This window comes from Ruminococcus sp. RTP21358st1_G6_RTP21358_211008, assembly GCF_040908885.1.
GTDB lineage: Bacteria > Bacillota > Clostridia > Lachnospirales > Lachnospiraceae > Blautia_A > Blautia_A faecis.
On record NZ_JBDGDM010000076.1, the window covers coordinates 1 to 13199 of the forward strand.

General features: G+C 44.9%; 10 protein-coding genes, 2 pseudogenes and 1 riboswitch. Of the genes and pseudogenes, 10 read left to right on the forward strand and 2 right to left on the reverse strand.

Going from position 1 to position 13199, the window contains the following annotated elements; all coding sequences use genetic code 11:
* Nucleotides 1–154: 154 nt before the first annotated feature.
* Nucleotides 155–751, reverse strand: a complete 597-nt coding sequence (locus AB5Z12_RS19665) for an AAA family ATPase (protein ID WP_173735170.1) — start codon at nt 749–751, stop codon at nt 155–157.
* A gap of 318 nt (nt 752–1069) precedes the next feature.
* Here AB5Z12_RS19665 and AB5Z12_RS19670 point away from each other — a divergent pair, with 318 nt between their 5' ends.
* From AB5Z12_RS19670 to metA, 9 genes and pseudogenes are all read left to right on the forward strand, one after another.
* Nucleotides 1070–1888, forward strand: coding sequence for a xanthine dehydrogenase family protein subunit M (locus AB5Z12_RS19670; RefSeq protein ID WP_173735169.1), 819 nt, complete (start codon nt 1070–1072; stop codon nt 1886–1888).
* Nucleotides 1878–2363, forward strand: coding sequence for a (2Fe-2S)-binding protein (locus AB5Z12_RS19675; RefSeq protein WP_173735168.1), 486 nt, complete (start codon nt 1878–1880; stop codon nt 2361–2363). Before AB5Z12_RS19670 ends, AB5Z12_RS19675 begins: the two co-directional genes overlap by 11 nt.
* Nucleotides 2360–4648, forward strand: a complete 2289-nt coding sequence (locus AB5Z12_RS19680) for a xanthine dehydrogenase family protein molybdopterin-binding subunit (RefSeq protein ID WP_173735167.1) — start codon at nt 2360–2362, stop codon at nt 4646–4648. The genes AB5Z12_RS19675 and AB5Z12_RS19680 overlap by 4 nt, the downstream gene beginning before the upstream one ends.
* 3 nt (nt 4649–4651) lie before the next feature.
* Complete coding sequence (locus AB5Z12_RS19685) at nt 4652–5659, forward strand: DUF6077 domain-containing protein (RefSeq protein WP_173735166.1); 1008 nt, start codon at nt 4652–4654, stop codon at nt 5657–5659.
* 11 nt (nt 5660–5670) lie between these two features.
* The gene (locus tag AB5Z12_RS19690) at nt 5671–6447 is read left to right on the forward strand and encodes a hypothetical protein (RefSeq protein WP_148462282.1); all 777 of its coding nucleotides are present in this window, start codon (nt 5671–5673) and stop codon (nt 6445–6447) included.
* Nucleotides 6448–6508: 61 nt separating this feature from the next.
* Nucleotides 6509–6727: riboswitch (Lysine riboswitch) on the forward strand.
* Nucleotides 6728–6885: 158 nt separating this feature from the next.
* Nucleotides 6886–8508 carry a Na+/H+ antiporter NhaC family protein gene (locus AB5Z12_RS19695; RefSeq protein ID WP_173735165.1) on the forward strand — a complete coding sequence of 541 codons (1623 nt, stop codon included), beginning with the start codon at nt 6886–6888 and terminating at the stop codon, nt 8506–8508.
* Between the two features lie 306 nt (nt 8509–8814).
* A pseudogene (locus AB5Z12_RS19700) lies at nt 8815–9468 on the forward strand (pseudouridine synthase); the annotation flags it as partial.
* 259 nt (nt 9469–9727) lie between these two features.
* A complete protein-coding gene (ligA, locus tag AB5Z12_RS19705; protein ID WP_173735164.1) occupies nt 9728–11683 on the forward strand; it encodes an NAD-dependent DNA ligase LigA in 1956 nt (651 codons plus the stop codon).
* A gap of 334 nt (nt 11684–12017) precedes the next feature.
* Nucleotides 12018–12959 carry a homoserine O-succinyltransferase gene (metA, locus tag AB5Z12_RS19710; RefSeq protein WP_118584044.1) on the forward strand — a complete coding sequence of 314 codons (942 nt, stop codon included), beginning with the start codon at nt 12018–12020 and terminating at the stop codon, nt 12957–12959.
* Nucleotides 12960–12998: 39 nt separating this feature from the next.
* Here the strand turns inward: metA and AB5Z12_RS19715 are convergent, their stop codons facing one another.
* Nucleotides 12999–13100: a DUF6783 domain-containing protein gene (locus tag AB5Z12_RS19715; protein WP_308768411.1), complete on the reverse strand. Its 102-nt coding sequence runs from the start codon at nt 13098–13100 to the stop codon at nt 12999–13001.
* Between AB5Z12_RS19715 and AB5Z12_RS19720 the strand changes: the two are divergent.
* Nucleotides 13056–13199 (forward strand): annotated as a pseudogene (locus tag AB5Z12_RS19720) (DUF6783 domain-containing protein); the annotation flags it as partial. The gene AB5Z12_RS19715 and the pseudogene AB5Z12_RS19720 overlap by 45 nt on opposite strands.

Here is a 13199-nt window from a genome sequence, read left to right on the forward strand (position 1 = left end):
TTAGTCGCAGTTAGCGATTAGTTCGCTGGAGCGTTGCGCCGGCGAGTGAGTAATACACATTGTCCAAATGCGTCCCTTCTGAAGAACTTTTCAACCAATTAAATAGCAAAAAATCACAGCCCCGCCAAAAACGGGGCTGCCTTTAATATACACTTTAGATCAACTTCTTCACCATCTCCACAATCTCTTCCTTCGTCACCCTGCTGCTGTTAATACACAGATCATACTGCAGCATATCCAGCCAGTTAGTATCCGTAAAATACTCATAATAAGCCCGGCGTTCCTTATCCGTACGTTTCACCAGCTTCCTTACACTCTTTTCCTCCCGGCCGGTACGTGCAATCACCGTCTTCACACGGTCCTCAAACGGAGCATAGATAAACAGACTCAGATGCTTATCCTTATTATCCTGTAAGATATAATTGCCACATCGCCCGACAATCACGCAATTCTCTTTTTCGGCTGTCTCCAAAATGATCTTCTTCTGCAGATCGTAAAGCACATCATTCATGGGAACGAAATGGTACTCCGGATTCATCTGCAGCTCGTAATCCACCGGATACAGCCACTGGCTGGCTTTTCTCTCATCTACTCTGGCAAACTCATCAAAAGGAATATTCTTCTCCTTGCTGGCCATTTCGATCAGCTCCTTATCATAGAACTTAAATCCCAGTTCCTCCGCAAGAGCCTTTCCAATAATACGTCCGTTACTTCCAAACATACGATTGATTGTTATAACACGGTTACTCATAAACGGCGCCTCCTTTTGTGGTGGATTTGTAAATAATTTTGTTATAAAATAGTTTATGAGAACTATTTTCTGTTCTTTTTAGCATTATAACACAATTGTATGAAAATATCTATATAATTTGCATAAAATCAAAATAAAAAAATATTCTGAATACGTCATTTCGCTGGAAATTTGAACCCTTTCTTGTTATACTAAAAATAGCAATACGATTGCTGTTCACTGTATGTACAGATTGCAGAAAGCCTTTTTCAAACACGCTCTGGAAAAGCGCATTTGGAAAACGATGAACAGTGATACAATATGAGAAAGGAATTGAACATGCTCAAAATAAAAAATTATATGAAAGCAGAATCTCTGGAACAGGCTTATGAGTTGAACCAGAAGCGGACTGCCTGTGTGCTTGGCGGCATGGTGTGGTTGAAAATGGGTAACCGTATTGTAACCACAGCCATTGATCTTTCCGGGCTTGGTCTGGATACCATCACAGAAACAGAAAGTGAATTTGTGATCGGCTGTATGACCCCATTGCGGGACCTGGAACTCCATCAGGGACTTCATACATATACGAAAGGTGCCATAAGAGAAAGCCTGCGCCATATTGTAGGCGTACAGTTCCGCAACTGCGCTACTGTAGGTGGAAGTATCTGGGGACGCTTTGGCTTTTCTGATGTACTCACCATGCTTCTGGCACTTGATACGGAGGTAGAACTTTTTAAAGGCGGCAGAGTCTGTCTTTCTGATTTTGTGAAAATGCCAAAAGACAGAGATATTCTGGTACGCATTATTATAAAGAAAACTCCGTTGAAGGTTGTCTATTTAAGCCAGCGTAATAGCAAGACTGATTTCCCGGTACTGGCATGCTGTATCAGGCTGTCTGAGAATGGTGTGAGAGCAGTTTACGGCGCCCGTCCGGCGAAGGCATTTCTTCTGGAAGACGAAGAAGGTCTCCTTGCAGGCATGGAAACCATGTCTTCGGAAGAGAAGAAGACAGCGGTTCAGAAATTTGCAGACTATGCAGCCCGGAAGGTTCCTACCTTTGGAAACATGCGAGGCAGCGCAGAGTACAGAACCCTTCTTGTGAAGGTTCTCACAAGAAGAGCATTAGAAGCAGTGGGAGGTATGACAGATGAAAATTAATTTCTGGCTGAACGGAGCCAAAAAGGAAGCGGAAATCAGTCCTGACACCATGCTTCTGGAGTTTCTTCGAAGCCTTGGCTGCTACAGTGTAAAAAGAGGCTGTGAAACTGCCAACTGCGGTCTTTGCACTGTTTTGGTAAATGACAAACCAATGCTGTCCTGCAGTGTCCTTGCAGCACGTATTGACGGCAAAAAGGTCATCACTATGGAGGGACTTCAGGCAGAAGCAGAAGAATTTGGAACTTTTCTTGCCAATGAAGGTGCAGAGCAGTGCGGATTCTGTAATCCGGGATTTATCATGAATGTACTTGCGATGACAAAAGAACTGGAAGATCCGACTGAAGAAGAGATTAAGGAATATCTGGCCGGCAATCTTTGCCGCTGTTCCGGTTTTGTGGGACAGACCAGAAGTATCCTGAAATATCTGAAATATAAGAAGAACGAAAACAGCCAGGAGAAGGAGGTGCAGGCATGAGCTATGTAAATAAATCTTTGCAGAAAAAGGATGCCATGGCTCTGGTGACTGGAAAGCCAGTCTACACAGACGACCTGGCACCAAAGGACTGCCTGATCATCAAGATCTTAAGGAGTCCCTATGCCAATGCCTGGGTGGAAGAAATCAAGACGGACACAGCCATGAAGGTAGAAGGAATGGCACTGATCCTTACCTGGAAAGATGTTCCCAAGAGACGTTTCGCCTCTGCCGGACAGACCTATCCGGAGTTCAGTCCATATGACAGAATGATCCTGGATCAGCATCTTCGTTTCATAGGGGATGCAGTGGCAATTGTGGCAGGAGAAACAGAAGCTGCCGTAGACCTTGCCATGAAGCGCATTAAAGTGAAATACCGCGTGGAACCTCCGGTTCTGGATATGCATACAGCAAAGGATAATCCGGTTCTGGTTCACCCGGAAGAAGACTGGGAATCCAAGTTCCCGGTTGGTGCAGATAACAAGCGGAACCTTGCAGCAAAAGGCCATGAGGAAATGGGAGATATTGACAAGGTTTTGTCAGAATGCAAATACACAGTAGATGAAGTTTATCACACAAAGGCCAATCAGCAGTGTATGATGGAGACCTTCCGCACATATTGTACCAAGGATTATTTCGGCAGGCTGAATGTGGTTTCCTCCACACAGGTACCGTTCCATCTTCGCCGAATCCTTGGAAATGCTCTTGGAATTCCATCCTCCAGGATCCGCGTGATCAAGCCTCGTATTGGCGGCGGCTTTGGAGCCAAGCAGACAGAGGTCTGCGAAATTTATCCGGCAATTGTTACCTGGATGACAGGACGTCCATCCAAAATCGTTTACAGCCGTTACGAATCCTTAATCTGCGCTTCTCCCCGTCATGAGATGGAAGTACATGTAAAAGTTGGCGCAGATGAGAAGGGAATCGTAAAAGGAATTAAAGTAGAGGCGCTTTCCAATGCTGGTGCATACGGAGATCACAGTCCTACAACCATCGGACTTACAGGTCATAAGGCAATTGCCCTGTACCGGAATCTGGAAGCCTATGCTTTTGACTATGAGGTTGTTTATACCAACGTGCAGGCATCCGGCGCATACCGTGGATATGGTGCTACACAGGGAATTTATGCAGTGGAATCCGCTGTCAATGAGCTGGCTCATAAGATGAATATGGATCCTGCAAGAATCCGTGAGTTGAATATGCCAATTGAAGGCGAGCCAATGTATGACTATGATGGAAACCTGACTCATACAGCAAGCTGTACGATGGATCGCTGCCTTGCCCGTGCCAAGGAGATGATCGGCTGGGATGAGAAATATCCATGCCGTGATATGGGAAATGGAAAAGTCCGCGGCGTAGGTCTTGCCATGGCGATGCAGGGCTCCTCTATTGCTAATGTAGACGTGGGAGGCGCAACCCTGAAGCTGAATGAGGACGCATCCTATACACTTTCCCTTGGATGTGCAGATATGGGTACAGGCTGTGATACCATTCTTTCCCAGATGGCAGCCGACTGTCTGGAAACAGAATTTGAGAATATTGTTGCATTTGGTGTGGATACGGATGTTTCTCCATATGACTCCGGTTCTTATGCATCTGCCACTACTTACGCTACAGGCAATGCAGTTATTAACGCCTGCAATGAGCTGAAAAAGAGGATTATCCGGCTGGGTGCTGAAATGCTGGGTGTAAGTCCTGAGGAAGCAGACTTTGATGGAAAGAAAGTCTACGCAGGGGAAAAAGAGGTCAGTCTTCAGGAGGTTGCTTATAAGGGAACCTGCGGAAATACCCTGGAAATGCAGGTGACTGCCTCCTATTCTTCCCAGATTTCTCCGCCGCCTTATATGGTTGGGGCAGCAGAGGTTGAAATAGACAAAGAGACAGGAAATATTGACCTGATCGATTATGTGGCAGTTGTAGATTGCGGAACTCCTATTAACCCCAATCTTGCCCGTGTGCAGACAGAGGGCGGTGTTGCCCAGGGAATCGGTATGGCACTTATGGAGAATGTACAGTATTCCAAAGAAGGTAAGATTCGTGAGAATTCTTTCATGCAGTACAAAATCCCAAGCCGTGAGGATATTGGAAATATCCGGGTTGAGTTTGAGAGCAGCTATGAAAAGAGCGGTCCTTTTGGCGCCAAGTCCATCGGTGAGCTGGTAATCGATACCCCTTGTCCTGCAATTGCAGATGCGGTTTACAATGCTTCCGGTGTCCGGGTAAGAGAGCTGCCGATCACATCGGAGAAGGTTGCCATGGGAATTCTGAAAAAAGAACTGGAGAAATAATATATGGGATTTATTTTTAAGGGGATACTGGCAGTGATCTGGCTGCTGGTGGTTCCCTGCCTGGCAGGGGGATTCTATTTCCGCAGGGAAAAAAGAACCTGCAGTGAATATCTTCTGGCCGGTTATACACTGTTGTTTGCCATTACAGAGCTGCTTTCCCTTACCATGATTTTTACAAAGCAGCCACTTCATGTGCTGACCGTTACATATGGCGTGGTAGCTGGTGTACTAGCATTTCTGGGTGCCCGGAGTTTTTATAAGAAAAGGCAGAAGAATGGAATTTCCCCGGAGCTTGTGGTGGCAGGAATTCTGATTCTGATCCAGCTTGTCGTTGTGGTGCTTTATGCCCATATGGATGAAGATGATGCTTTTTATGTAGGAACAGCCACTACCGCGGTGGAAACCGATACCCTTTATGCATATAACCCATACACCGGGGCCGCTTACAATGTATTGCCAAGCCGTTACATTCTTTCCCCGTTTCCTGCATTTCTTGCCGTGACCAGCCGGTTATGCGGAGGACTTCATCCAGCCATTGTGGCACATACTGTTTTTCCGGCGGTATTTGTTTTTCTGGCATATGTGGTGCTTTTTCAGTACAGCCGCATATTCTTCCGGGGAAAGGCAGGAGAACAGGGGATTTTTATGATCCTTTGTGCCGTGATCCTGTGGTTTTGCGGATATTCGGTATACAATTCAGAAATTTTTACAATGGGCAGGATCTGGCAGGGAAAAGCTGTGCTGGCAGGGGTATTTTTACCATTTTTATTTCTGCTCTGTATGGAGATTTTTATGCAGGAAAAACCGGAATATCCATGGAGCCTGGCTTTTCTGGCAAATGGAGCCTGCTGTCTGTTTTCCTCAATGGGAATCATGCTTGCCCCTCTTCTGATGGGAGTATTTGCTCTGCTTAGTCTGGTGAAATTCAGAGACGGAAGAAGATTCTTAAAGAGTGTAGTCTGCTGTCTGCCATCCCTGATACTTGGCGTGGTATACATTCTGGTATTTTAGGAGGTGGAGAGATGAAACGAGCACTTTTGGCTTCACTGGATGCCTGGCAGAAATACTGGGGGAACGGATTTTATGTCTATTTACTGCTGGCTGCATGTTTGTATTTCCTGGTATTCGGAAGAAAAAAAGAACGATCCAGAATTTTATCCGGCTATATTGTAGTTTTTCTTGCTGTGTTTTTCTGTCCGGTGACTGCTTATATTATACAGAAATGTATAGGACGGTCGGTTTACTGGAGAGTATTATGGATTCTTCCGGCAGTGCCGCTTATAGCTTATGCAGGAACCTGCCTGATAAAAAAGGTGGGAGCTTCCAGACCACGGCAGTACATACTTCTGATTTTTATTGCGGCAGTGCTGGCTTTTTGCGGAACTGGCCTGAATAAAGATGGTTTTTACAAAAAGGTTCAGAATGTACAGAAGATCCCTGATGAGGTAGTAAGCATCTGCAATCTGATCAATGAGCAGAAGGAAGAAAATGAAGAGATTTACCTGGCAACGGATGACAAAATAGCTTCCTATGTGAGAGTTTATGATCCGTCTATCAAAATGCCTTACGGAAGAGGCGGTAAAGGAGCCTCTGGAAAAAAAGCTGCAAGATGGCTCCATAAACAGCTTGTGGCAGAAGTACCGGTGATCAAAAAGGTAGTAAAAAATGCAAAAAGACTGAAATGCAATTACCTGGTTTTTCCGGTTCCAAGCAAAAAGAAGCAGCTGTATATGGAAACAAAAGGGTTCTACCTGATTGGTCAGGTAAATGAGTACGGTATTTTCAAATATTATGAATAAAAGGGTTGCATTTACAGGGAAAAGCTGATACATTGAGTTTGTGAATAAACTGAATATGGGAAGTTATGATAGAGGCGCAGGCTTCATCAGTAATTTCAGCTGCAGAGACAGGTTGTGTGCAGATTATGGGCATACGCAGATACACGCTCTGGGTCGTATGGCGGACTGGTTGGAATGAAAGGGGAGACTGCCGAAGGATTTTTTCTCAGCCAGGAGAGAAGTTCTGGGCTGACGCAGAATATGCGGCAGACTGTCACTGTTGTGGAGCGCTATCTAAGGTATAGATCCTGTGAAGAATAAATGCCATGAATGTGTCCCCATAATGGGAGTACATTCATGGCTTTTTGCGTTAAAGAAGAGGAGGCTTTTAAGAAAACGCTCTGACCGGTTTGTGACTGGTCATCTGGTATTCAGGAAAAAAGAGGGAGGAAATCAATAATGAAGTACAATTGTAAAAAATTATCTGTTCTTTTTGCAGCTGTTATGATGTTTGTCCTGGCATGTCCGGCGACTGTTCTGGCAGCGGCAGAAGAGGAGGCTGGCACACCTGCTGTGTACGCTACTTTCTGGTCATTGATACCGCCAGTTGTGGCAATCGTTCTGGCATTGATCACAAAAGAGGTTTACAGTTCCCTGTTCCTTGGAATTTTAGTTGGAGCACTTTTGTACTCTGGCGGTAATTTTGAGGGAACGGTTAACCATATTTTTTCAGGCGGAATGATCAGTGTGTTATCATCCAGCAGTAACGTAGGTATTCTGGTGTTCCTGGTAATTCTTGGAACTATGGTCTGCCTGATGAACCGGGCTGGAGGATCAGCCGCTTTTGGCCGCTGGGCCGGCAAACACATCAAGACAAGAGTTGGGGCAGAACTGGCAACCATTTTGCTTGGAGTGCTGATTTTTATTGATGATTACTTCAACTGTCTGACGGTAGGCAGTGTTATGAGGCCGATTACAGATCAGCACAATGTATCCCGCGCAAAGCTGGCATATCTGATCGATGCCACAGCTGCGCCGGTATGTATCATTGCACCAATCTCATCCTGGGCAGCTGCTGTTAGCGGTTTTGTTCCGGGAGAGGATGGAATGTCTGTGTTTGTAAGAGCTATTCCCTATAACTATTATGCACTTCTTACGATTGTAATGATGGTATCCATGGTTTTGATGAAAGAAGAGTTTGGTGCTATGGGTGTGCATGAGTCCAATGCGTTAAAAGGGGATCTGTTTACCACAGCAGCTCGTCCTTATGCTTCAGGCGAAGGTGATGGACCGGTGAACCCAAGAGGAAAGGTTATGGATCTTCTGATCCCTATCATCTCTCTGGTTATCTGCTGTGTAATTGGTATGATCTATACTGGAGGGTTTTTCAGCGGTACAGATTTTGTAACTGCTTTTTCACAGAGTGATGCTTCTGTCGGACTGGTGCTTGGAAGCTTCTTCGGTCTGGTGATCACCATTCTTCTTTATATGGTGCGCAGAGTGCTGTCCTTCCGCGATTGTATGGCATGTATTCCGGAGGGCTTTAAGTCCATGGTACCGGCGATCCTGATCCTCACTTTTGCATGGACCTTAAAGAGTATGACGGACAGTCTGGGCGCTGCTGAGTTTGTTGCGGAAATGGTGAAGTCTTCAGCAGAAGGACTGGTAAATATGCTTCCGGCTATTATATTCCTGGTAGCCTGCTTCCTGGCATTTGCTACTGGTACTTCATGGGGAACCTTTGGTATTCTGATCCCGATTGTGGTTCATGTATTTGAAAACACACCGGGAGACTTGATGATCATTTCCATCTCTGCCTGTATGGCTGGTGCTGTTTGCGGTGACCATTGTTCTCCGATTTCGGATACGACTATTATGGCCTCCGCGGGAGCTCAGTGTGATCATGTAAATCATGTGTCAACCCAGCTGCCTTATGCCATTGTGGCAGCAGTGGTATCCTTTGTAACTTACATTTTCGCCGGCTTTATCCAGAGCCCGCTGTGCCTGATCATCGGTGTAGCACTGATGATGGGAGCTATGTGTGTTGTGAAAATGAAGTTCTCAGATCTGAAAACGGAATAAAGAAGGTTTTCTTATTGGAAAAATAAGAAAAAATGTGGAAGCCGGGATGGATTTTCCTGTGTAATGCCTGCGGCAGTGTGGAAGAATTTACAGTGTCTGCAGAGTATTGACGGGGAAATTGTCCTGGCTTTTTTGCATGCTTCTATCTTCTTTATTGGCTGCTTAATATTCGCTTTGGAGCGTGTGTGGAGAAGGTTTTTTGCAAGATGTGCATTACACTTTGCGGGAAAGCTTTTTTAAATGTGTTCTAGAGCTTGGGGCAAGGTTTGCCTTGCATATGCCCGGGAAAAACTATATAATGGAAAAATGGACGAAAAAATCAGAATCAACAAATACTTAAGCGAAGCGGGATTCTGTTCAAGACGTGAGGCTGACAGCCTGATCCGGAACGGACGGGTGACGGTGGAAGGTCATGTGGCAGAACCGGGAGAAAGGATTACAACAGATACAGTTGTATTTGTGGATGGTAAGCCTGTGAAAAAAGTAGAAAAAAAAGTTCTGCTTTTATTCCATAAGCCTCGTGGTGTAGTGTGCAGCACCAGAAAACAGCGCCAGGAGACCACAGTTACGGAGTATCTGAATTATCCAGTTCGAATTTATCCTATAGGACGCCTTGACAAGGAATCCGAAGGGCTTTTGCTTTTAACAAACCAGGGAGATCTGGTAAATAAGATCATGCGTGCGGGGAACTACCACGAGAAGGAATATCTGGTAACTGTAAATAAGCAAGTTGACAGTGACTTTGTGAAAAAAATGTCATCTGGAATTCCTATTCTGGATACCATTACCCGTCCGTGTTTTGTGGAAAAAACAGGGAGAAATTCTTTTCGGATTATTCTTACCCAGGGATTGAACCGGCAGATCCGCCGAATGTGTGAATATCTGGGATATCAGGTGCTTAGTCTGAAGCGCGTACGAATCATGGAACTGACAATAGATGGCTTGAAAGAGGGCGAGTACAGAGAAGCCACCCAGGAGGAGTGGAAGAAGCTGGAACGTGGAATTGCAGATTCCTCCCAGCTTCCCGCAGCCAGAAGGCAGGACAGTGTGCCTGTATTTTCCAAAAAACAGGGAAGAGACAGCATTCCCTTTTCTTCAATTCCAGAAGAAAAAAGGCAAAATAAGCCAGCTGCTTCCCGCACTATTTCAGAAAAAAGGCAGTCTGTTTCACAGAGGAAGTCTGCTTGCAGTAATTATAACAGTAAAACAGGAGGACATCATGGAAAATTCTCTACAGCGAATGAAAGAACTGGTAGAAAAGCTGGATCAGGCCGCGAAGGCATATTACCAGGAAGACAGGGAAATCATGAGCAATCAGGAGTACGACAGCCTGTACGACCAGCTGGAGCAGCTGGAAAAAGAAACCGGCACTGTACTCACAAATAGTCCTACTGTCCGCGTAGGATACGAGGCAGTTAATGAACTTCCGAAGGAAGAACATCCAAGCCCCATGCTATCCCTTGATAAGACAAAAGACAGGGAAGTGCTTCGTGGATTTATAGGAAATCACAAATGCCTTTTATCCTGGAAACTGGACGGCCTGACCATTGTTCTTACTTATGAGAACGGTGAGCTTGTGAAAGCGGTAACAAGGGGGAATGGAATTGTAGGTGAGGTTATTACCAACAATGCCAGAGTGTTTAAGAATATTCCTCTTCGCATCCCTTATAAAGGTCAGCTGGTGCTTCGGGGTGAAGCGATTATCACTTATTCTGAGTTTGAGCGGATCAACGAGACTATAGGTGATGCAGATGCCAAATATAAGAACCCGCGGAATCTTTGCAGTGGTTCCGTGCGTCAGCTGAATAACGAGATTACGGCGAAACGAAATGTGCGTTTTTATGCCTTTGCCCTGGTAAGTGCACAGGATGTGGATTTTTCTAATTCCAGGGAGCAGCAGTTTATCTGGCTGAAGAAACAGGGCTTTGAGGTGGTGGAATATAAGGTGGTTACCTCTGAAAGTCTGGATGAAGCCATGGATTATTTTTCCAAGACAATTGTAAACAACGATTTTCCATCAGACGGACTGGTTGTGACCTATGATGACATCGCCTATGGGGAGTCTTTGGGGAGTACTGCGAAATTTCCGCGAAATTCCTTTGCTTTTAAATGGGCGGATGAAATGCGGGAAACCAGGCTGGTGGATATGGAATGGAGTCCGTCAAGAACCGGACTGATTAATCCGGTTGCAATTTTTGAACCAGTGGAGCTGGAAGGTACTACAGTAAGCCGCGCCAGCGTGCACAATATCAGCATTGTGAAGGAACTGCAGCTTGGAATTGGAGATACCATTAAAGTGTACAAAGCCAATATGATCATTCCCCAGATTGCAGAGAATCTTACAAGAAGCGGCAATCTGGTAATTCCGGATAAATGTCCGGTGTGTGGTCAGGAGGCGCGTATCCGCAAGGAAAACGATGTGGAGACATTATACTGCATGAATCCGGACTGTGTTGCCAAGAAGATTAAGTCCTTCAGCCTTTTTACCAGCCGTGATGCCATGAATATTGACGGACTTTCAGAGGCAACTCTGGAGAAGTTTATTGCAATGGGATTTATTCATAATTTTGGTGATATTTTTGAAATTGGAAAATATAAAGATCAGATCGTAGAAATGGAAGGATTTGGTCAGAAGTCTTTTGATAATCTGATGGTGAGTCTGGAGAAAGCGAAAAAAACTACTCTTGCCAAGGTGATCTACAGTCTTGGGATTACAGGTATCGGTCTTGCAAATGCCAAGGTGATCTGTAAATATTTTGACGATGATATAGAGAAAATCCGCCATGCGGATGAAGAAGAGATCAGCGCGATTGAAGGAATCGGTCCGGTAATCGCCGGAAGTATGGCTGATTATTTTAAGAGCGCAGAGAATAATCAGAAGCTGGATCATCTGCTCAGTCATCTTCATCTGGTTCATGAGGAGACTTCAGCAGAACAGGTTTTTGCAGGGAAAACCTTTGTTATTACAGGCAGTGTGGAGCATTTTTCCAACCGGTCTGAAGCAAAGGAATTTATCGAAGCCCGCGGCGGTAAGGTGACCGGCTCTGTAACAAAGAAAACAGACTATCTGATTAATAACGATAAAACATCTGCTTCTTCCAAGAACAAGAAGGCTCAGGAACTGGGAATCCCGATTTTGTCGGAGGAGGATTTCCTGGAGCTGGCGGGGATTTAAAAGAAAATTTGGGTAATCTGTACGTTGTACTTTGCGGTATATTTTGCAGAATGCCTTTTGGTAATCTGTGTTTTTTGCTTACTTCGTTTACAGCAATACGCTTCGTGATGCGTAAAAAACATGTAATCTCATGATTTCGCAACAAGGTTCTCAGGTTTTCTGTGAACTTTGTTCACAAAAAAACACCTCGCGGAACGTTACCAGTGAACTGTATTGAATATATCTTTACAGAAGAGAAGAGCGGAAGGGCACAACGTTTTTCATAACTTGTTTGTGCCTTGAGCGAAGCGAAAGGAATGACAAAAAGTATGTATAATAGCAGGAGGAAATTGCAATGCCAATTAAAATACAAAGTGATCTCCCGGTAAAGGAGATTCTGGAAAAAGAAAATCTGTTTGTTATGGACGAAAACCGTGCTATGCACCAGGATATCCGTCCGATTTATATTCTGATTTTAAATTTAATGCCACTGAAAGAGGAAACCGAGCTTCAGCTTCTTCGCTCTCTTTCCAATACACCTCTGCAGGTTGACGTAAGTTTTATGGCGGTGGAGTCCCATCAGGCGAAAAATACTTCCAGGAGTCATCTGAACAAATTTTATCAGACTTTTTCTGAACTGAAAGATAAGAAGTTTGATGGAATGATCATTACAGGAGCACCGGTAGAGCAGATGGAGTTTGAAGAGGTTGATTACTGGGAGGAAGTTACCCAGATCATGGACTGGTCAGAGACTCATGTGACATCTACCATTTTCCTGTGCTGGGCTGCTCAGGCTGCGCTCTACCATTTCTATGGACTGAAGAAACGCAAGCTGGATAAGAAAATGTTTGGCCTTTTCTGGCACAAGGTAATGAACCGCAAAATTCCGCTGGTCAGAGGGTTCGATGATATATTTCTGGCACCTCATTCCCGACATACAGAAGTTCCTATTGAAGCTGTACACGCCTGCAAAGACCTTACTGTCCTTGCAGAATCCGACGAAGCAGGCCTTTTTCTTGCCATGGCAGAAGACGGTCGCAAGATTTTTGTAATGGGTCACCCGGAATACGACCGTGTCACCCTGGACGGCGAGTACAAACGTGATCTTGGCAAAGGGCTCCCTATTGAAATGCCTGAAAACTACTACCGCGACAACAACCCTGAAAACGGTCCGCTTCTGATGTGGAGAGCCCATGCCAACAATCTGTATACAAACTGGCTGAATTATTACGTCTACCAGAGCACCCCATACGACCTCTACGGAACACCTGATTTTTCCAGTATTTCCAGGGGTTGAGAGAGTGGTGTATTCCACGTAAATTATTATAATTTCAAGCTATTTATTACGAAAATGGAGTAAAAATGGAGTACTAGAGCGTGTTTGAAAAAGGCTTTCTGCAAGATGTGCGTCACAATTTGTGGGAGATTTTGCCCGGATGAGGGCGGGGCTGTCTATTTCCTGAACCGCTCCCCGTCAAGTAGACAATTGAAAAAATATAAATTTTTCCTGCCAGCAGAAATTTATCTGCTGGCAGTT